The organism is Spirosoma flavus, from assembly GCF_054778555.1.
In genome coordinates, this window is record NZ_BAAGZL010000003.1 from 532696 (window position 1) to 552712 (window position 20017).

Consider the following 20017-nt stretch of genomic DNA (forward strand, 5'->3'; position numbering starts at 1 on the left):
ACGAAGCCGCTCGTGAAAATTTTAGGCCATATTACCCCACAAACAAAATCTCATCAGCAAGGGCCTTTTCGTACTTCTCTTTATTGAACCGATACAGGTACGGCGCTTTGTGGGCGCCACCAGTTTTTCGTTCCTCCAGCCGCTCCAGAATGTCGTAGCCAAGCATGCGTTTCTGAAAATTTCGCCGATCGAGCGATTGACCCAAAATGGTTTCGTAAAGCTGCTGTAAATCAGGCATTGTAAATTTCTCGGGCAACAAATTATAGCCAATCGGCTGATACGTTAATTGCCGACGTAGTGTTTTCAGTGCCAGCGTAATCATGTCGTTATGGTCAAACAAAAGTGGCGGTACCTGATTGATGTCCCACCAGCGGCACTCGTCGGTAAAGAAATCGGGGGTCGGTACTACGTTGGCAAATTCGACCAAAGCATAATAACCAACCGATACGTCACGGCTGGAAAACTCCAGCAAATCCGCTTCAGATAAGCCCAATCTTCTCAGTGTTTCCTGCTGACTGAAATGAATGTAGCGCCGGGTATCGCCAAAGGTGTGAAACTGCTGTAAGAAAATCTCTGTCAGGCCAGTACGTCCGTGCAGACTTCGGTAAGCCGCATCTTCTAAACTTTCTTCATAGCGGATACGTCCTCCCGGCAAACACCAATCGTCGGTGTTCTTCCAACGTAGTAACAACACTTTTAGCTGCCCAGCATGAAACCCGAAAATGACCAGGTCAACCGATACTGACGGCAAAAAGTCTGTTTTAAATTCCTGAATCAGTTTCTGTACTTGATTTTTGTATTCCATGAAGAAATTTTAAAAACAAATATAGTGTGTACACAATACACATTGACAAAGAAATACGTATCATTGTGTAAAAGTTACACAACCCCTATGGTAAATAAATTTTCTTTACGCCAACCTTATAGAGTAGCAGCTATGCTTAGCATAGGCGCTATCGGTCTTTGGGCATATTCGACAAGGCCATTGACGGCTTCCGGAGATAAACCCGACGAAAATCGTTTCACAAAAGTAGTACTGGCCGAGAAACTGAATGAACCCCTCGAAATGGCAATTTTGCCCGATGAGCGTGTCATCTTTATCGAGCGGCATGGAACTATTCAACTTTATTCGCCAACGACGAAGCAGGTAAAAACCATCGCTACGATTCCGGTCAGCACGAAGTATAAAGATAAGGAAGGGACTGAAACTGAGGCCGAAGATGGCTTACTAGGGGTAAATATCGACCCGGACTTTGCGAAAAATCATTGGATTTACTTGTACTATTCGCCCGCTGGTGCCGAGCCTAAAAATATCCTGACGCGTTACGAGATGAAAGGCGATGAGCTGGTTCTTTCGTCGAAAAAAGTGTTACTGGAGGTGCCTGTTCAGCGGGAACAATGCTGCCACACCGGCGGCTCTATCGATTGGGACCGTAACGGCAATTTGTATCTTTCGACCGGCGACAACACCAGCCCACGCGCTACGTTATACGCACCTATCGACGAACGCCCCGGTCGTGGCCCTTGGGATGCCCAGAAATCGTCGGGTAATACCAACGATCTGCGGGGCAAAATACTGCGTATCCATCCCGAAGCCGACGGTACGTATACGATTCCTGAAGGCAACCTGTTTCCGAAAGGCACAGCCAAAACGCGCCCCGAAATTTACACAATGGGACATCGGAATCCGTATCGGATTTCGGTCGATAAGCACACAGGTTATTTGTATTGGGGCGATGTAGGCCCTGATGCGGGTGTTGATTCGGCGGGCGTCGGACCACAGGCGGAGGATGAGTACAACCAGGCGCGTAAGGCGGGAAATTTCGGCTGGCCTTATTTTGTGGGCGATAACAAAGCCTATAACGATGTTGATTTCGCCACGAATAAACCAGGCGAAAAGTTTGACCCGGCGCACCCGTTCAACGATTCCCCCAACAACACGGGGCTGCGCGATCTTCCTCCAGCCCAGCCCGCGATGATTTTTTACCCGGCCGCCGACAGCAAGAAATTCCCGTTTATGGGTACGGGCGGACGTAGCGCGATGGCTGGCCCAACGTATTACCAGGATGATTTCAAAGGCGCAAAGCGCGCATTTCCAGAATATTACAACGGAAAGACATTCCTGTTCGAGTGGATGCGCGACATGATTCTGTCTGTAAGCTACGATAGCGAAGGTAAGATGACTAACGTAGAGCGATTCCTGCCCAACATGGCGTTCAGCCACCCTATCGATATGGCTTTCGGTCCGAACGGCGATTTGTACGTACTGGAATACGGCACTGGCTGGTTCCTGAAAAATGACGACTCCCGACTGGTTAAAATCGAATTCAACGCCGGAAATCGTAAACCGAACGTAGTGGCATCAGCTAGCCAGAAAGTTGGCGCAGTTCCCCTGAAAGTCACCCTATCGTCGGAAGGAACGAAAGATTTCGACGGCGACGCGATGACGTATCAGTGGAAAGTTGTGTCCCGGACTGGAGGGTCGAAAGCCGGAAGCCAGCAGACACTTTTAAACGGCCCAAATCCAAGCTTTACGTTCCAGAAACCTGGTCAGTATAAAGCAATTCTAACCGTGACGGATGCGCACGGCCTTAAAGACTCCCGCGAAATCGACGTATTAGCGGGCAACCAACCGCCGGCCGTTGAGTTAGCCATCACAAAAGGTAACAAGAGTTTTTACTTCCCCGGCGAACCGATTGCGTATCAGGTTAACGTATCGGACAAAGAAGACGGCAGTCTGGCTAATAACAAAATACAATCGAAGCAGGTGGTGGTTCGGGCAACGTATCAGAATGAAGTGGGTACGTCGGCCGCTAGTGAGGCAGGGCATAAATTTTCAGAGGCAACGTATCTCGGCACCGGCAAAGTGTTAATGGAAAAAAGCGATTGCAAAGCGTGTCATTTCACAGACAAAAAATCGGTTGGACCGGCGTTTGTTGACGTAGCAAAACGCTATAAAAGCGACGCCAATGCCGTAGCAAGCCTGTCGAATAAAATCATCAAAGGCGGTGGTGGCGTGTGGGGCGATGCCATCATGACGGCTCACCCGCAGTTAGCCTCAGCCGATGCTGGCGAAATTGTGAAATACATCCTTACGTTGTCGGACAAGAAAGTTGCCACGCCAACGCTTCCCACAAAGGGCACTTATACGCCCGGTAAGGAGGACAAAGGAAATCTGGTGTTGCAGGCGTCCTATAAAGACAAAGGTGCCAACGGCATTGCTCCTCAAACTTCGGAAGAAGCGCTGATGCTACGTAATCCAGTAGTGGCGCTGGGCTCCAGCAATAGCCAATCGAAAGGTGTTACGTTGTTCAAGATGGCGACCCAGCCTTATCCAATTGTGATTGTGATGGCGTCGGGAACCAACGTAGCGTTCAACAAAATTGACATGACCGGCATTCGGTCGATGGAGTTTGCGGTGGCGGTTCCGAAAGCGCAGCTCATCTGCGTAGGCGGACGTATTGAGGTACACCTTGATTCGCCCGAAGGGCAATTACTTGGTCAAACGGAGGAACTGACGCAAAATCAAAGCAATGACCCCGCCGACATTTTCAAGCTGAGCAAGGCGAAAGTGAACGTAACACCCGTCAGCGGTCAGCACGATTTATACTTCGTATTCAAAAATGAAAAAGCGGGTAAATCACCTTTGTTCGTTCCAGCTACTGTTGAGTTTTCTAACTGATTTCCCTCACCCCAACCCCTCTCTAGTCTAACAGAGAGGGACTTTTCTTTCCTAATCATGTCCCAATCTCGTCGTCAATTCCTGAATCAACTCGGTCTGACAGCCGCCGGTGTGAGTCTATCGTCTGTGATTCCTATGCCTTCATTCGCTGATACGTCTGCTAAGAAGTTCAACTTTGAGATTTCGCTGGCCGAGTTTTCGTATTTCCCGGACATCATGTCGGGCAAGATGACCAATCTGGATTTTCCGGCCAAAGCGAAGAAAGACTTCGGCATCAACGTTCTGGAATACGTTTCGATGTTTTTCAATAACAAACATACCGATCAGGCGTATCTGAAAGACCTCAAACAACGCTGCGATGATTTGGGAATGAAAAACAACCTCATCATGGTCGACGGGGCCAACATTGCGGATTTGGATGCCGCCAAGCGCGAAAAAGCCGTTGAATCGCACTACGCCTGGATTGATGCGGCTAAATTTCTGGGATGCAGTTCCATCCGGGTCAACCTGGGAGACAGCTCCAAAGCCCTGACCGGGACACCCGACGATCCAGCCGAAGAAGCGGCTAAATCAGCGGCCGATGGTTATCATAAACTGCTCGAATTTGCGGCCAAGTCGAACATGAACGTAATCGTTGAAAATCACTTCGGCAACTCTACGGACATCGACTGGCTGGTGGGCGTTCTGAAGCAGGTAAATATGCCAAACGCCGGGCTGCTACCTGACTTTGGAAATTTCTGTCAGCAACGTAGCAAACCCGAAACGAATGATATCAAGGGCATTATGGGCACCAAATGCCTGAAGGAGTTTGACAAATACGAAGGTGTGAAGAAAATGATGCCTTATGCCAAAGGCATCAGCGCCAAAACGCATAAGTTCGACGCGCAGGGCAACGAAACAGAAATTGACTTTCTGCGTATGTTCAAGATTATCAAAGACGCGGGCTTCAATGGTTACGTAGGTATTGAATACGAAGGTGGTTTAATGAATATGTACAATCCGACGGCCGGTTATCTATCTGCTACAGACGGTATTAAAGCTACCAAAACGTTGCTGGAGCGTGTTCGCACGGAACTGGCTTAATAGTTAAGTTATAAAGTTGTAAGGTTATCGAGTTGTAAAGTTGGCTGACGTACTAACAATAACTTTATAACCATACAACTCGATAACCTTACAACTTTATAACTTCCTCATGGCTCGAAAACTACTGAAAGTACTCCTGGGCATTATAGGCGTTCTGGTTCTCCTCATTGGTGGATTTATTGTCTTCGGCATGTATGTTACCCGGACGCTACCCTGGCAAAAACCCGAATTCGATACGGTTCGTCCAGCCGATCCGGGCGCAGTGGGCAACAAAGGCGTTCTGGTTTTCTCCAAAACAAATGGTTTTCGACATGAATCCATCGAACCGGGAATTGAAGCATTAAAAAAAGCTGGTCAGGAAAAAGGCTGGGATGTACGTACCACCGAAAATGGCGCGTTTTTCAACGACGATTATCTGAGCCGATTCAAAGTGGTGGTTTTCCTGTCAACTACCGGCGATATTCTGACGACAGAACATGAGAAAGCGTTTGAGAACTTTATCGAAAACGGCGGTGGCTACGTCGGTATTCACGCGGCCTCGGACACGGAATACAGTTGGGATTGGTACGACCATATGCTCGGCACGCACTTCCGCGACCATCCGCTCTACCCGGAACATACGCCCGAAGCCGAGATCATCACCGACGATCGGACGCATCCGACGACTAAACACTTACCTGAGAAATGGCGGAGAAAAGACGAGTGGTATAACTTCAAACAGAGTGTGCGCGGCAAAGACAGTATCAAGGTTTTGCTGACGCTAAATGAAGCGACCTATAAAGCTACGTTTCCCAAGGCGATGGGTGGCGACCATCCAATTTCGTGGGTCAATACTGTCGGAAAAGGACGTATCTTTTACACGGGCTTGGGTCACACCGACGAAACATTCACCGATAAAAATGCTTTCCCGCACATTGTAGCTGGTATTGAATGGGCAGGGCGGTTTTAAGTTATAGGGTTATAAAGTTGCAGGGTTGTAAAGTTGGCTGGCGCAAGAATAATAGATGCGTCAGCCAACTTTACAACCCTGCAACTTATAACCCTATAACTTCTCTTTCTATTTCCCGTCGAAGCTCTGAATCATGTTCCGATACATCGTCGATGTTTTCCACTGGCCACCAGCAATGATACGTCGGATGGTGTAAAGCGGCATTTGATCATCGGGTTTATCGGCCAACGTAAAGGCAGCTGCGTAACCCCGTTTCTGTAGTTCAGGCAATGCTTGTTTATTCCACAGACCGAACGGATATGCGAAGTATTTTACCGGTTTGCCCGTAATGGCTTCCAGCTTAGCTTTGGGCTCTTCAATCTGAATCTTCCAGTCGTCGCCCTGGTATTTCTTTACGTTGTGGTGATCCCACGTGTGCGCGCCGATGGTATGCCCGCGATCCGACAGGTCTTTAATCTGCGCTTTATCCATATAGGGTTGTTTCCCCCGACGACCAATCGCTACCGTCATGATGAAAAAAGCCCCTTTGAAACCGTGTTTTTCCAGAATCGGCGCGGCTGTTTCATACTGGTCCAAATCGCCATCATCGAACGTAAGCATGACCGGTTTCGACGGCAGCTTAGCGCCCGTTGCCAGATACGCATACACCTGATCGGGCAGAACGGTATGGTAACCGCTGTCGGCCAGCATTTGCATTTGCTCTTTGAAAGATGCCACCGGAATGATGTAATCTTTCGCCGTTTTCGAATCACTCGCCCGCCAATCGCGAACCTGATGGTAACACAAAACCGGAATCTGTGGACGCGCCAGAATCGTAGCCGCATCCGCTATTTTATCAGCCGGAATACTTGAAGGATCAGGGGCAGACGCAGTAGCTTCAGCTTCAGCCGCTTTAGGTTTATCAGCAGGAGCCGACGTAGCCGTTTTTTCGGTGGTAGCTTCGTTGGTGGTCGAACCTTTTGATTGACAACTCGTGAGACTGTTGGAAACTACAATAGAGAGGATAAGCGCTGTAGAGAGCGATAAGACTTTTCGCGTAAACATAGTTTATGAATATTCTTTCAAACTTAAGTAAAACCAGAATGATGTTAGTATAGTACGCCGAAAATTATTAGTCAAATTTTGGGCCAAATCAGATAGAGAAAGTTACAGGGTTATAAAGTTAAAGAGTTGTAATGTTGTAAAGTTGGTTCGAGAGCCTTCCAACTTTACAACATTACAACTCTTTAACTTTATAACTATTTTTGAAATACTACATGGCCTGCTTGGTAAATTCACCAGTTGCCCGCAATTCTACTTCTTCGCTTACTGGCATAGCGCCCGAACCACCTATACCAAAATCCGTACGTTTTACCGTTCCGGTTGCTTTAAGACCTACTTTTTCGGGACCTGGCTTACCATCACGACCCTGCATTTGCTTTGGGCCCATCATCGTGGCATCCAACGTAACAGGCTTAGTTACACCGTGCATCGTCAGGTCGCCCATAATTTTGTATTTATTATCGGCTACCTTTTTGAACGACGTGCTCTTGAACGTCAGGTTTGGGTATTTGGCCGCATCGAACCACTTCTCTCCTTTCAAATCTCCATCCCGACGTTCGTTGCCGGTATCAATGCTGTTAACATCCGTCGAAAATTCAAAAACTGCGTCCGAAAGGTCTGGCTTGGCCGATGTGATTTTGGATTCGAAGGTTTTAAAATGGCCGTCTACTTCTGCCAGCATCATGTGCGTCACCGTAAATCCTACTTTAGCGTGAGCTTTGTCCAAAGCCCACTGAGCGTAGGAAGTTGAAAAAGTCAGCAGCATTGATGCCGCTACTAGCAAAGGTTTGAACTGGTTCTTCATTGGTAATTAAGTGGTTGGTTTATTGTTGGTTTTAATCTAAAAGGAAGTTTGCCTTAAAATTTACCGTGGGCGGCCACCGCCTTGTCCACCACCAGCCGGAGCCGATTGTTGCTGAGGCTGTCCGCCACCTTCGTTACCACCTTCACCTGCTTTTACGTCGTCGTTATTCACCGAGCGAGCCTTCCGACGGGGGGCATCAAAACTCATTTTTCCGATACGGTACGTAAAAGTCAACTTCACGTTCTGGTTGTACAGATGGTTCACGTTCACCTGCGACAATAGCGGAGAATTCAGTTCCGTACGCATCGTAACGCCGTTTCCGATGAAGTTTTCAGCCGCCAGGCCAATGCTTCCGCGCTTGTTCGCAATATCCTTCCGAACACCAAGCGAGTACATGTAAAAACCACCCTGCGTTCCCTGCAATTGCGGCATCGGACCACGGAAGAAGCTGAAAACCTGCGCGCTCCAGCCTTTGTCGAGTTGCAATTGGCTCATCAACCGACCGCCAATGCTGATACCGGTATTGCTAATCGTAACCGACTTACCATCCGTACCCTGCGTTGCTCCCTGCATATAAACGTAGTACCCATCAAATCCGCCATTCAGGCTCCATTTTGGGGTCAGATTGGTGTTAAAGAATACGTTAGCGCCCATGGTACGTTGCACGCCGATATTCTGGAACGTAGTAAGGATCGATCCCGCCGGAAAATTATAAAGTGACGTATCAACCGGAATCCGAACCTGCGTAATCGCATTGTTGGTCAGGCGGCCGAACACCGATACGTTCAGGTACGTCTTCTTGATGGTCGAGCTTAGGCTAATCTCCGCATTGTCGGTCAGTTCGGGGCTGAGGTTCGGATTACCACTCATCAACATCTGCGGATTGGCAGCGTTTACGTTCGGATTAAGTTGCTGTAAACCAGGGCGCTGAATCCGTCGATTGTAGCCTGCTTTTAACGTAGTACCACCGCCCAGACTTTTCGATACGTTAACGCTGGGCACCAGATTGCCGTAGCCCGGAATATTCAACGGTTTATTCTGCACAGATTCCGTCGATTGAGTGGCCGTTATACTCGTATGTTCGTATCGCACACCCGCTTTGAAGGTGTATTTGCTGGGCGTTACGTAGGTATACGAAATATAGCCAGCGCCGATATTCTGATTGTATGACAAAGCACCCGTCGGGTTGTTCGGATCGATGGACAACTCGCCCGATCCCCCGCCAATCAGGTAGCGATAATCGCTGTCTACTTTCCGCATGATGGCTTTGCCACCAAATTCCAGCAATTGATTTTTCTGAATCGGCGTCTGATAATCAGACTGAATAGTCAGTTCCTGATTGACGTTGTTGTTCAGGTTCTGCTGGCGACCAGTTAACAAACCAGAGCTATTGAGCAGGTCCGCAAAGAAGTTATTGGTCAGATTCGTACGGCTGTATTGGGTCGAAATGCTCCACTCCTGCTGCGGCTTGAACGTACGAATGTAATCGAGGTTCATGTCCACCGAGTTCGACAAATCTTTCCGGTCCACGTCACGGTTCGTCTGGTTGATCAGTGATTGGCCCGAATATATACTGGTCAACTGATTCTGTTCCTGAACGAAATTTCGCGTACCAAACCGCACGTTGGCTGACAGCGACTGGTTTTTCGCCAGATCGTAATCGAATCCTAAATTGTACTGACCAAATATGGGCTTATCAAAGGCTGAGTTATCCTGGAGGGTACGTAGCGGTGTCGCGCCAGAACGTGTCGTCTGATCGAGCGTCGACGAAGCCCGGTTATACATCATCCGGCCAAAGCCGCCCAACGTAATACCTAACTTACCCTGCCGATACGATCCGTTCAGGCCGAGGTTCGAAGCACGCAAACCAACCCCAGCGTCTACGTTCAGCGTCAGGCCGTGCAGCGTATTCTTTTTAGTAATAATGTTGATGATACCGGCGGCACCTTCTGCATCGTACTTCGCCGATGGGCTGGTAATTACTTCCACCGTTTTAATCATATCGGCGGGCAGTTGCTTTAGCGCGTCGGCTACACTGGCCGCTACGATGGTCGACGGTTTGTTGTTAATCAGCACCCGAATGTTCTGACTACCACGTAACGATACGTTCCCGTCGAGGTCAACTGACAGCATCGGGACGCGCTTCAGAATGTCGCTGGCATCGCCACCTTTGGCAGCAATATCTTTATCAGCATTGAAAACCAGCCGGTCCACTTTCTCTTCAATAAGCGCGGCCTGACCCGTTACCACAACTTCGCCCAGCGTGCGAACATCAGGCGATAGTTTTACCGAACCCATTTTCAGGTCGGTTCCTTTCGCAATTGTGAAGGGTTGGGAATCCGTATTTTTATAGCCAATGAACGAGTACTGAAGCCGAAAATCGCCCGGAGCCAGCTTGCTTAACGTAAAATTTCCTTTCGCATCGGACGTAGTACCGTCGACGGGTTTGTTCGTTTTGGTGCTGATAAGGGCTACGGTAGCAAATTCAACCGGTTTTCCCGAAAGCGAATCGATCAGCAGACCCGATATTTTACCATTGCCTTTTGGCGCATCGTCGGCCACCCCCGTAAATTCTTCTTTCTGCCGGCGTCCGTCCTGCTGCCGACCAAATCCACCGGGGCCGCCTGGACCACCACCCGGAGGGCCAAATTGAGCGTAGGTTGCCTGGATTTGCGTCAAACCACTCCAGAGTCCGATTGTTAATAAGAAAAGTAATTGTTGCTTGCGCATTGTGTTTCGATTCAAAATTTCGGAAGCAAAACAACATACGGGGTTCCAATCCATAAAATGGAATAGACCGAGCAACCAAAAGTATCGGCAGAAAGTCAATTTTAGCCGATGAATGGTTTTATACACAGGTAATTAATGTAGTAACGCCGTTTATCGGACGAAAGGCCCGAACCATCGGGGAAATCGGGGCAACAGACGATTACACGGGCGCGATTCGGCATTTTACTGTAAAATTGTAGCTTTCAATTGATTATGGCCGCAACATCATTTCCCCGACGCTACGTTCCGCTCCTGAGTCACGTACTGGGCTGGTTCCTGCTGGGTTATTTTCTTTTCTTTCAGGGATTAACCTCTGAATTTCGGTTTCCGACAATATTCTGGATTCGACAGGTTATTTTCTTTGGGCTGATGATCGGTGCGTTTTATCTGAATGCGCATGTATTAGTACCGCGCCTGCTGCTGCCCGGCCAAACCACCCGCTATACGCTAACCGTTTTGGGAATAGTCGTCCTGCTGATGGCCATATTAGCTGGCATTGAATACAGTTTCGATTTACCCACGCTGATGCACCGAACCTTCCATCCCGATGGCAACAGCCGCCCCAAACTATACGGATGGATACAACCTTCCTTATTTGCCATTGTGCTGGTTCTCTGCATCAGCACGAGCATTGCGATGCTTCAGAAATGGCAAACCGACGCCAATCTTCGAACTGCGCTTGAACAGGCGAAAACTACGTCGGAACTCTCGTTTCTAAAAGCGCAGATTAACCCGCACTTCTTTTTTAATACGTTAAACAACATCTACGCCCTCACGCTGATTGACGTAGAAACAGCCCGCGAAGCACTCCACCGGCTTTCGCGCATGATGCGCTACGTGCTCTACGAAACCCAGTCGGGCACTACGTTATTGAGTAAAGAGATTGCTTTTCTGGGGGATTATATTCAGCTCATGCAGCTCCGACTGACTGACAAAGTGAGCGTTACGTTCGATACGCCCTCGCCCCTACGCGACGAGCCTATCGCGCCCATGATTTTTTTGCCGTTCCTCGAAAATGCCTTTAAACATGGTGTCAGTGCCCTCGAACCAAGTTGGATTCACATTGAGATTCAACAGCGTGAGCGCCAGCTTTTGATGGAGGTCCGCAATACGTTATTTCCCCAGAAATCGACCTCCCTTGAAGCTGGCAACGGAATTGGCTTGGTGAACACCCGGCGACGGCTCGACCTGCTATACCCGAATCAATACGCGCTGACAATTGATGATCAACCAGGTGATGGCGAATACCGTGTCCACCTAACCCTAAATCTGCAATGACCCTCTCCTGCATTGCCGTCGATGACGAACCGCTGGCATTAGGACTAGTTTGTGCCTTCATCGAGAAAACACCATTTCTGAAACTGACGGGCCGTTTTAGTAGCGCCGTAGAAGCATTACAGCACGTATTGCAGAACCCGGTCGACGTGATTTTTCTTGACATCCAGATGCCCGATCTCACTGGTCTTGAGTTGGCTCGTGTGCTGGAACGTAACAATCGAGGTTCGCAAACTACACGTATCATTTTTACAACTGCCTTCGATCAGTTTGCCCTCGATGGCTTTCGGGTCGACGCGCTGGATTACCTGCTGAAGCCGTTCAACTACGAAGAATTTCTACGCGCTGCCAGCAAAGCCCGTTCGTATTTTGAGTTGGTGCAACAACGTACCGAACCCGCGCCCATCGCTCAGTCTGTTGCAACGCCAATGACGATTCCGGTTGAGGTTACGGACGATTATCTATTTTTGAAAGTCGAATATCAATTGGTACGAATTGCTTACAGTGATATTTTATACATTGAAGGGCTAAAAGATTACGTAAAAGTTTACCGGCAAAGCGATCCAGGAAAGCCTTTGTTGTCGTTAACCAGCCTGAAAACATTGGAAGAAAAATTACCTACCCGTCAATTTATGCGGGTTCACCGGTCGTTTATCGTCGCCCTTGACCGTATCAACGCCGTCACCCGAAATACGGTACAGATCGGTCCCACTACCATTCCCGTCAGTGACCAATACAAAGACGTTTTCGGTGATTTTATAAGCCGCTGGCTGTAGGAACGTAGCGTTTAGTTATTTAACGTCTGTTGAACTTTCTTTACAAAATCAACGGATACCTCAGCAATATCGGCAATTTGATCAATGGTCAGGTTTAATTTTTTGAGCAGATTTGCTACAATTTTCTGTTGTCCTCTGATGTAGAGATAATCATTCTCTTCATCAATGTATTTGTCCATGTTCCGAATCATATCGTCAAATTTTAAATCCAATTTACGCAGTTTCGATAAGACCCGCAATTGTCGCAGGTGTTTCTGAAAAGTTTGCTGGTCAGTAGTGGTTTCTTCCAGCCTGTGTATAATTTGACTTAGGGCTTTCTCTGGCTTCTCCTCACCAAAATCGCTTAAAATAGCCAAAATCACCTCTTCAGGACTGTTGGATGATAAAAAATGCAAGTAATCATATTGATGAACACTGATAAGCTGAAATTGAAAATAGTTGCCATCTTCGGCCAGCATTGCTTGCATATTAGGTTTATCACTACCGATAAATATTACAAACTGACGAACGGGAAGTCCATATTTCGATTTTAATAATCCCCAATAATCAATCATTCGATAAATCATTTTTGAATAATTATCGACTTGAAACTCCAAATGAAGAATAAATTTATGGCCTGCTGGGTCAGTAATTATACGTAACGCATCCGCTTCTTTTTCTTTAGTTTGCTGGAGCTTTTCTTTGATAGTTACGGCATCTCTGACTTTGAATCCCAAAACGCTGTTCATTAACGCAGGGATAATACTCTCAATATTTTCTTTGACAATTTTGTCGTACTGATTTCCCTCCCGTTTGTCCTCTTTCTTTCTCATCTCACTGGTAAAACTTACTTTTCGAAGCAGGTGACCTCCAATTCGCAAGTGGTGTCATATAATTGTCGACGTTACGTTTTATAAGACGTAAAACTCGGCTCAACGTCTCAGCAGGGAATTAAATAGGCCCCAAAGCCGTTAAAGACTATAGCACAACTATGGTATTAAAAAACTCACTCCGTTTTCTTACGATTGGTTTATTAGCAGCCTGGTTCAGCGGCTGTACGGGAATAGGGCCTACTGCAAATCTATTCCGCCCTTCATCGCCCCACGATCAATACGGACAATCGCTGAAAGAAGCGAAACTCGACCGCACAGCGTTAGGAACCGACTGGATTTCAGCCGGTGAACGCGCGCTACGCGACTCACTCAAGATTACAATTCCCTACCGTGAAAGTGGCTATTTCTCTGCCAATAAGGCGTTTGCCGTGGGCTACCGGCTCGATGCGCAACGGGGCGACCGCTTTCTGGTGAAAGTGGAAACGCAGGGCCAGAAAACAGCGCAGGTTTTTATCGATGTATTTGCCATCGACAAACGAAATCGTCTGGACCTGATTACGGCCTCCAAAGCCGATACGAACGTACTGATTTGGGAACCTCGCCAAACGCAGACGCACCTCATTCGCATTCAGCCCGAATTGCTACGTAATGCCCAGTATACTATCACTATCACCCGCGAACCTTCGTTGGCTTTCCCGGTAAAAGGGCGTGACAGTCGCCAGATTAGTAGTTATTTCGGCGCCCCTCGCGATGGCGGTCGTCGCCGGCACGAAGGTGTCGATATTTTTGCTCCTAAAGGAACGCCTGCCGTGGCTTGTGTTAATGGAATTGTTACCGGCGTTGGCACCAATAGCCTGGGCGGCAACGTAGCATTTCTGTCGGATGATGAACGTAACATCCGGCTTTACTACGCTCACCTCGACCGCTGGAACGTAACGAACGGCCAACGCGTATCGGTTGGCGATACCATCGGTTTTGTTGGCAATACCGGCAATGCACGTACCACCGGGCCACACCTGCATTTTGGTATTTACGGCTTCAGCAATGGTGCCACCGACCCATTGCCGTATATTCGACTGGGCCGTGGCCCCGCCAAACAGGTGATGTTATCGCCTTCCCGTTTGGGCGATTCAGTACGTGTTTCGGCGGTTCGTTCCCCAATTAGACTGGCTCCCACTAGTGATGCACCCATCCTGCGCGAGTTAGCCAAAGCATCAGCCATGACCATCATTGGCGGTACGGAAGCATGGCTCCGCGTTGAACTCCCCGATGGACTGACCGGATACGTAGCAGGCAGCACCACCGAAACGAATAATCGTCCGCTACGTCGGCTGACATTAGCGGCATCGGGCAACCTGCTGGATGCCGCTGATAATCAGGCCGCCGTTATGAATACAATGCCTGCGGGTGCCGCCGTCGACGTATTAGCCCAGACGAATTCGTATCAATTGGTACGTAACGCGAACGGGCAAACGGGCTGGTTATATCTGCCGCTGGCAACCAATAAGCCTACGACAACGACCGTTCGTTAAAATGTTCCAAAAATACTGTTTAGAAATATTCTTAATTAACGAATGCGTTTTATCTTTGTGTGTTCATTTTCGCAGTCATGACCAGTAACGTACCCGTAACGTATCAGGAAGTTTTCAAAACAGATAAAGGTGTTGTTTATCAGTGCGATGCAACCCATCGGCTGATTCTTGAATTCTGGGATACACGCACTCAGTTTTCAGCCCGTGATTTTGCTCAGTTTCGTCGGATGGTTGAAACGGTCGATGTTCGGAAAATGGCGCTGAGTACGGCCGCTGAATACGACATCGAAATTCTGGCGCTTCCCCGTTCTGAACGCTGCTACGTATTGACTCTATGCGAAATCGTGCATTTGCGCGAACTGCTCAACGGCGCCCGACTCATGCTCGAATTAAATTCTATGCTTCGCGAATGCGGCTGTACAATGGCCGAATAGACATAAATAGACTTCTTCTAAATTTTCTGAGAATCAACCGGCTGTGCAACAACGACCGGTTTTTTTATGTTGTTTTGTCATACGAATAGCTCACCGGAAAACGGGAACACATCATGAAAGATTTAGCAAGACTACGAACATCTATAAAAGAAACCGTTGAACTGGCCCTGAACCAGCAGATACAAATGGAATTGACAGCCTCGTCGAAATACCTGGCAATGGCTGGCTGGTGCGATCGGATGGGTTACGACTATAGCGCTGGCTTCTTCTACAAGCAATCAGAAGAAGAACGGAAGCACGGCATGAAGCTTTTCCATTACCTGTGCGACCAGGGTGCAACGGCATATTCACCCGAAATACCTACTGTAAATCAGGAGTTTGATTCACTGCGTTCGGTATTTGAAACTGTGCTGGAGCAGGAAATTGCTGTTACAGACTCCATCAACCGTATTATTGCCATCTGCCGTCGCGAAAATGATTTCGCCACTGAAGAACTGCTGAGATGGTACGTTAAAGAGCAAGTAGAAGAAGAATACATCGCGCGTCGTTGCCTCGATCTGATCGATCAGATTCCGGCTGATCAGGTGTATTACCTTGATAAAAAACTGTCCAGCGTTACGTACGAGGACAACGTTTTCGAATAACCAACCTATGATTAAGCGCAAAAAGGCATCCGAACTGGATGCCTTTTTTTGTTCAGGGTTTTGGAATAGTTACTTCAAATTCTGACTTCCATCGGGCTGATACAGATACCGGAACGTGTAATAGCGCTGAGCACTGCTCGCATCAGGATTAGCTGGCGCGCCCTGGTAGTAACTCAGGATTTCCATTTTGGCATACTTGCCATCGCCAGTACGTACTACCAGCACTTTTCCGGGAATAGGCGAAATAATGTTGGTTGTCGTGTTGTAGTTGTACCATCCCTGACCTGAAGCCGCCGTAATAGCCAAGGACGTAGCACTCTGGTCCTGAGCAAACGTAGCAGAAGCGGGCACCGAGGTCAAAGCATTGAACGTACCCGTATATACGTAAGCCCCACCCTGTCCGCTACGTATCGGTCCACCGTTGACAATGATTGTCGTTGCCCGGAAGCCAACGTCCCATTTGTTAGTTGCTGAATCGGTGTTGGCAATCTGCTTGCCGTCTTTAAAACTAAACAGGGTAAACTTACCGGTAGCTGGGACGGGTTGCTGGCCACTGGTCGACGTAGCACTGGTTGGATTAGCAGCTAAACTACTGATCGTGACAGCCGTAGGAGGAGCAACTACGACAGAGTTATCGTCTTTCTTACAAGCAACAAATGCGGTGCTGATACAAACGGAAAGCAAAATTGGAGTGATACGCATAATCGTATTGGTTCGTAATTGTGATTGTTAAATGGTTGTATTCTTAATTCAGTACGTTGCATTCTAAGCCTGCTTTGGTCAGCAGCCGAATAACATCGGCTTCGGTCAGGGAGTCAGCTTCGATACGTAGTACACAGTCTTCAAGGTCGATGCTCCATCGACAAACACCCCGCAGTTTGCATAATCGGCAAGCCGCCCGATGGACTCGCTCATCGGTATTTATGTTGGTTCGAAAGGCAAGCAAATTCATGCGTCATTAATCTTAGTTCTGAGATTTCCGAAGCAGTTCAATCCAGTGCAGTCGCGCCACCGCTCTACTGAGCATTTTCCGTAGTTCGATCAGTTCATGTGGGCGGAAACAGAAAGATATCGAACGTAGCGGAGTACTCAGATGGATACGTTCTTCGTACGGATAGGCATCGAAATAAGCGACAGTATCAATACTTCGAACATTCCATTCCAGCGCCAGAAAGTCCTCATAACTAAGCCATTGAGAAATGTTGTTGAACTGCAACGAAATGGTATGATTGTCAGACTCATTGGCGTTATCATACGTAGCATTGCCGTACAGTACAATGCGCCCGCTGACAGAATCGGCTAATAAATGACATTGACATTTCATACAGTTTGGTTTTATGCCGACACTTCCTAATTGACCACGAACGTTACGTCACAACGGTGACGGATGGTATCGTATGGCTTGTTTTTGAACGTACCAGGCGTTTTGTCAATCCATTCCAGCTCGACAACGTAAAGGCCTTTTTTATTGGGAACGAAGCTGGCACGCCCTTGCTCGTTTGTATCACAAACTTTCTCCCAACCGTCTGGATTGACAACTTTTATCGATGAATTGGCATACGCTTTTTTGTCTTTGAAAACCCGTAGGCCAACCGTATTTTCCTGCGGATTAGCCACTACATCAAGCGTTTGCGCCGTAGCGCTACGTTCGGCATTGCCCACTATGTAATCGGCTCGGAGGTATTGAACCGGACGCACAATACCAAATCCACGTTTGGTCCAGTCCTGCACATCGCGTTTGTCGTTGATACCTAATATCTGGTAATAACCATCTTTTTTCGGCGTAAATTCACCCTGCCAGTGCGTATCTGTCTGCGTCATAACAACCGGCGTCTGATTGCCGTCGGCATCGCGAACAAACACGCTGATATCCGACATCTTGCCTAACGTAGCACCCTTTTCGCGTAAACCATGCGAGTATTCGCCAAAAAACAACTGAACCTGAACCGGCTCGTTAGCCTTACCACTACCTTTTAGTTCTATCCAGTAGCCGTGCGCCTGCACCATACACGGGGTCAGCAAAAGCAGCGTGAGCAGAAAATGAATTCGTTTCATGAAATGGTTTGATTGGTTAAATCTGTTTGGCCGACCACGTCCAACGTAGCGATACGTACCACAATCGGCCAGCCAGATTGGGGATGTATTGGGGGTCAGTATAGTTTGTGAAGTTATCGATGCCTCCCTGTAACGTAACAGCTTTCCAGGTTTTAGCGGCTGATAGATTATAGGTTACGTATGCGCTAACGTATTCGTTATCAGCATCCAGAATCAGGTTTCCGTCGCGATCCCCGAAGCCGTAACGCCCACGGTAAATACTACGTAGCGAAGCCGAAAAGCCTGATTTTGGTTGTTCGTAGAAGAGTTTGAGATTGGCCATGTGCCGCGAGCGATTGAACAACCCACCATACTGCGACGGTTTTACAACTTCACTCACTAGCGTCGTCGGGTTCCGGCGATACACATTTCCGGCGTCAATATTGGCTTCAACCGTTTTGTCTTTAGCGATTAGATACTGATACCCAGCACTTAAGGTTAATTGCCCGCTACCGAATGTCCATCGCCAGCTGCTTTCCAGCTCGGCACCTTGCGTATAGACGCGACTTAAGTTGTTATAACTAAATACGTTCTGACCGTTCGTTTTTCGCGCAATGACCTGCGTATCAATCAAATCGCGAATGTCATTCCTAAATAAGTTTATGCTGGCCGTTAACGGAATTTGAATTGATTTAAACTGTGCGCCCAGATTATACGCCACCGAACGCTCGGCCTGAATGGTAGCCAATCGAGCAGGATCAAGAACAATCTCGGCAATTTGTCCCAGCCGCGTTAGTCGAGCAATTCCGGCAGCAGCCTCCTGCGTCCCAAACACGCTATAGCCGGCAACGGCATTATCAAAATTCAGGTACAGTTGTCGAAAATCAGGCGCTTTGAAACCAACGCCCACACTCCCACGTAGCGCTAGCGACTGACTCAACGCGTAACGCGCCGATAATTTTGGGCTAAACTGACTAGCATATTGGCTGTGCGCATCATAACGACCACCAGCAATGACCGTCCAACGTAGCGTTGGCATCCATTCATATTGGGCAAATCCATACGTAGTGTTAAACTGTTTACGCTCGGTATAGCGCGTCGCTTCCACACTTTCGTCGATAAAACCTGCGCCAATTGTCAGAATATTCTTCTGATTAAACATCCGTTCGGTTACTACTTCCGGGCGGTTAAACGTTTGCCGGAAAAAGCTGGCGTCGTATTCCTGACGCGTATCAGCGTAACGCAAATCGGTATTTGTGTAATAGCCAGTTCTATAAAATCGATAAATGAGTTTCCAGCGATCAGTTACTTGATGCGTTAGCACCGGATTCAGGTTGTAATCACGTACCATACCCGGCCCCGATACACGTAACGTTGAGCTAACCAGAAAGTCATTCGTCTGATTTTCAGTAAAGTACCGTCCCGAAATTGAGAGTTTCAGTTTGGGTGAGAATTCATACGTCAAGCGTCCACTTCCTGTATAATTCGTAAATGGCGCTACGGTCTGGCTACCGGTTTCGGGTGAAAGTGAATAGCCTGCCGATTGATACCTATTACCGAAAGCATAAAGACCTAACTTACCCGATTGCCCTATCGCCCACTGCCGACTTACATCCGCCGACAAATCGCTGGTTTGATTGGCCCCGTACCGGGCCGATACGTTGCCTCGTGTTACGTTTGGCGCCTGCGTAATGATATTCACAACCCCCGCCAGCGCTTCAGAACCGTACAAACTCGACGATGGACCTTTGACAATCTCAATCTGTTTAATGTTGCCCACAGCCAGCCGGGTTAAATCAAGTGTACCAGCGGTACGTCCTACCACGGGTTCACCATCAATCAGAATGAGTGTATAATCAGGGCCAAAGCCTTGTACCTGAAGCCCTTGCCCGTGATCCGTTACAATAGACAAACCCGTCTGTTCGCGTAATACGTCGTTCAGTCGCAGGCTGCCCATTTGCTGAATTTGCTTCGCGCTAATAACGGTTACCGGCAATGGCAGGGCACCCATTGGTCGTTCATTGCGCGTTGCCGTAACCACAACTTCGTCAAGCGCACGTGTTTTCAACGTATCGGTGGGCGTTGGCTGAAATAGTGATAAATAAAGAAATAAAGCGAGTGGCATTAAAGAGGGAATTTATACTCCCGATGGCCGGCTATCGGGATTTGATAGCGCAAACG

The 20017-nt window shown here is 48.1% G+C and carries 18 protein-coding genes; 8 read left to right on the forward strand and 10 right to left on the reverse strand.

All coding sequences use genetic code 11. From position 1 onward, the window contains the following. Positions 1 to 31: 31 nt before the first annotated feature. Complete coding sequence (locus ACYVF1_RS18705) at positions 32 to 805, reverse strand: NUDIX hydrolase (protein WP_461081590.1); 774 nt, start codon at positions 803 to 805, stop codon at positions 32 to 34. A 132-nt stretch (positions 806 to 937) separates the two neighbouring features. On the opposite strand from ACYVF1_RS18705, the gene ACYVF1_RS18710 reads away from it, so the two are divergent. The 3 genes from ACYVF1_RS18710 to ACYVF1_RS18720 all read left to right on the forward strand — a co-directional run bounded on the left by ACYVF1_RS18710 (position 938) and on the right by ACYVF1_RS18720 (position 5714). Further along, entirely contained in the window at positions 938 to 3682 is a 2745-nt protein-coding gene (locus ACYVF1_RS18710) for a PQQ-dependent sugar dehydrogenase (protein WP_461081592.1), read from the forward strand. 57 nt (positions 3683 to 3739) lie between these two features. Continuing rightward, positions 3740 to 4765 carry a sugar phosphate isomerase/epimerase family protein gene (locus ACYVF1_RS18715; RefSeq protein WP_461081594.1) on the forward strand — a complete coding sequence of 342 codons (1026 nt, stop codon included), beginning with the start codon at positions 3740 to 3742 and terminating at the stop codon, positions 4763 to 4765. Between the two features lie 109 nt (positions 4766 to 4874). Beyond that, positions 4875 to 5714 (forward strand): ThuA domain-containing protein, encoded by an 840-nt coding sequence (locus tag ACYVF1_RS18720; RefSeq protein WP_461081596.1) that lies wholly within the window; start codon positions 4875 to 4877, stop codon positions 5712 to 5714. A gap of 108 nt (positions 5715 to 5822) precedes the next feature. Here the strand turns inward: ACYVF1_RS18720 and ACYVF1_RS18725 are convergent, their stop codons facing one another. The 3 genes from ACYVF1_RS18725 to ACYVF1_RS18735 form a co-directional block, all read right to left on the reverse strand. Continuing rightward, a complete protein-coding gene (locus ACYVF1_RS18725) occupies positions 5823 to 6758 on the reverse strand; it encodes a polysaccharide deacetylase family protein (RefSeq protein ID WP_461081598.1) in 936 nt (311 codons plus the stop codon). A 208-nt stretch (positions 6759 to 6966) separates the two neighbouring features. Then, positions 6967 to 7560: a YceI family protein gene (locus ACYVF1_RS18730; RefSeq protein ID WP_461081600.1), complete on the reverse strand. Its 594-nt coding sequence runs from the start codon at positions 7558 to 7560 to the stop codon at positions 6967 to 6969. A 60-nt stretch (positions 7561 to 7620) separates the two neighbouring features. Next, positions 7621 to 10290 carry a TonB-dependent receptor gene (locus ACYVF1_RS18735; RefSeq protein WP_461081602.1) on the reverse strand — a complete coding sequence of 890 codons (2670 nt, stop codon included), beginning with the start codon at positions 10288 to 10290 and terminating at the stop codon, positions 7621 to 7623. Positions 10291 to 10542: 252 nt separating this feature from the next. On the opposite strand from ACYVF1_RS18735, the gene ACYVF1_RS18740 reads away from it, so the two are divergent. After that, the gene (locus ACYVF1_RS18740; RefSeq protein ID WP_461081604.1) at positions 10543 to 11607 is read left to right on the forward strand and encodes a sensor histidine kinase; all 1065 of its coding nucleotides are present in this window, start codon (positions 10543 to 10545) and stop codon (positions 11605 to 11607) included. After that, positions 11604 to 12380 carry a LytR/AlgR family response regulator transcription factor gene (locus tag ACYVF1_RS18745; protein ID WP_461081606.1) on the forward strand — a complete coding sequence of 259 codons (777 nt, stop codon included), beginning with the start codon at positions 11604 to 11606 and terminating at the stop codon, positions 12378 to 12380. The genes ACYVF1_RS18740 and ACYVF1_RS18745 overlap by 4 nt, the downstream gene beginning before the upstream one ends. An 11-nt stretch (positions 12381 to 12391) precedes the next feature. Here the strand turns inward: ACYVF1_RS18745 and ACYVF1_RS18750 are convergent, their stop codons facing one another. After that, positions 12392 to 13192 carry an RpnC/YadD family protein gene (locus ACYVF1_RS18750; protein WP_461081608.1) on the reverse strand — a complete coding sequence of 267 codons (801 nt, stop codon included), beginning with the start codon at positions 13190 to 13192 and terminating at the stop codon, positions 12392 to 12394. A 158-nt stretch (positions 13193 to 13350) separates the two neighbouring features. Between ACYVF1_RS18750 and ACYVF1_RS18755 the strand changes: the two genes are divergently transcribed. The 3 genes from ACYVF1_RS18755 (at position 13351) to ACYVF1_RS18765 (ending at position 15802) form a co-directional block, all read left to right on the forward strand. Beyond that, the gene (locus ACYVF1_RS18755) at positions 13351 to 14724 is read left to right on the forward strand and encodes a peptidoglycan DD-metalloendopeptidase family protein (protein ID WP_461081610.1); all 1374 of its coding nucleotides are present in this window, start codon (positions 13351 to 13353) and stop codon (positions 14722 to 14724) included. 77 nt (positions 14725 to 14801) lie between these two features. Continuing rightward, entirely contained in the window at positions 14802 to 15158 is a 357-nt protein-coding gene (locus ACYVF1_RS18760) for a hypothetical protein (protein WP_461081612.1), read from the forward strand. A 113-nt stretch (positions 15159 to 15271) separates the two neighbouring features. Beyond that, positions 15272 to 15802 (forward strand): ferritin, encoded by a 531-nt coding sequence (locus ACYVF1_RS18765; RefSeq protein ID WP_461081614.1) that lies wholly within the window; start codon positions 15272 to 15274, stop codon positions 15800 to 15802. 69 nt (positions 15803 to 15871) lie between these two features. On the opposite strand, the gene ACYVF1_RS18770 is transcribed toward ACYVF1_RS18765, so the two are convergent. Genes ACYVF1_RS18770 through ACYVF1_RS18790 form a run of 5 tightly spaced genes read right to left on the reverse strand, consistent with a single transcriptional unit; the run spans position 15872 to position 19961 of the window. After that, a complete protein-coding gene (locus tag ACYVF1_RS18770) occupies positions 15872 to 16504 on the reverse strand; it encodes an HmuY family protein (protein ID WP_461081616.1) in 633 nt (210 codons plus the stop codon). Positions 16505 to 16547: 43 nt separating this feature from the next. Beyond that, a complete protein-coding gene (locus ACYVF1_RS18775) occupies positions 16548 to 16754 on the reverse strand; it encodes a hypothetical protein (RefSeq protein ID WP_461081618.1) in 207 nt (68 codons plus the stop codon). 12 nt (positions 16755 to 16766) lie between these two features. Then, a complete protein-coding gene (locus ACYVF1_RS18780; RefSeq protein WP_461081620.1) occupies positions 16767 to 17126 on the reverse strand; it encodes a hypothetical protein in 360 nt (119 codons plus the stop codon). A 26-nt stretch (positions 17127 to 17152) separates the two neighbouring features. After that, positions 17153 to 17857: a DUF4198 domain-containing protein gene (locus ACYVF1_RS18785; protein WP_461081622.1), complete on the reverse strand. Its 705-nt coding sequence runs from the start codon at positions 17855 to 17857 to the stop codon at positions 17153 to 17155. 16 nt (positions 17858 to 17873) lie between these two features. Continuing rightward, positions 17874 to 19961 (reverse strand): TonB-dependent receptor plug domain-containing protein, encoded by a 2088-nt coding sequence (locus tag ACYVF1_RS18790; protein ID WP_461081624.1) that lies wholly within the window; start codon positions 19959 to 19961, stop codon positions 17874 to 17876. Positions 19962 to 20017 lie beyond the last annotated feature (56 nt).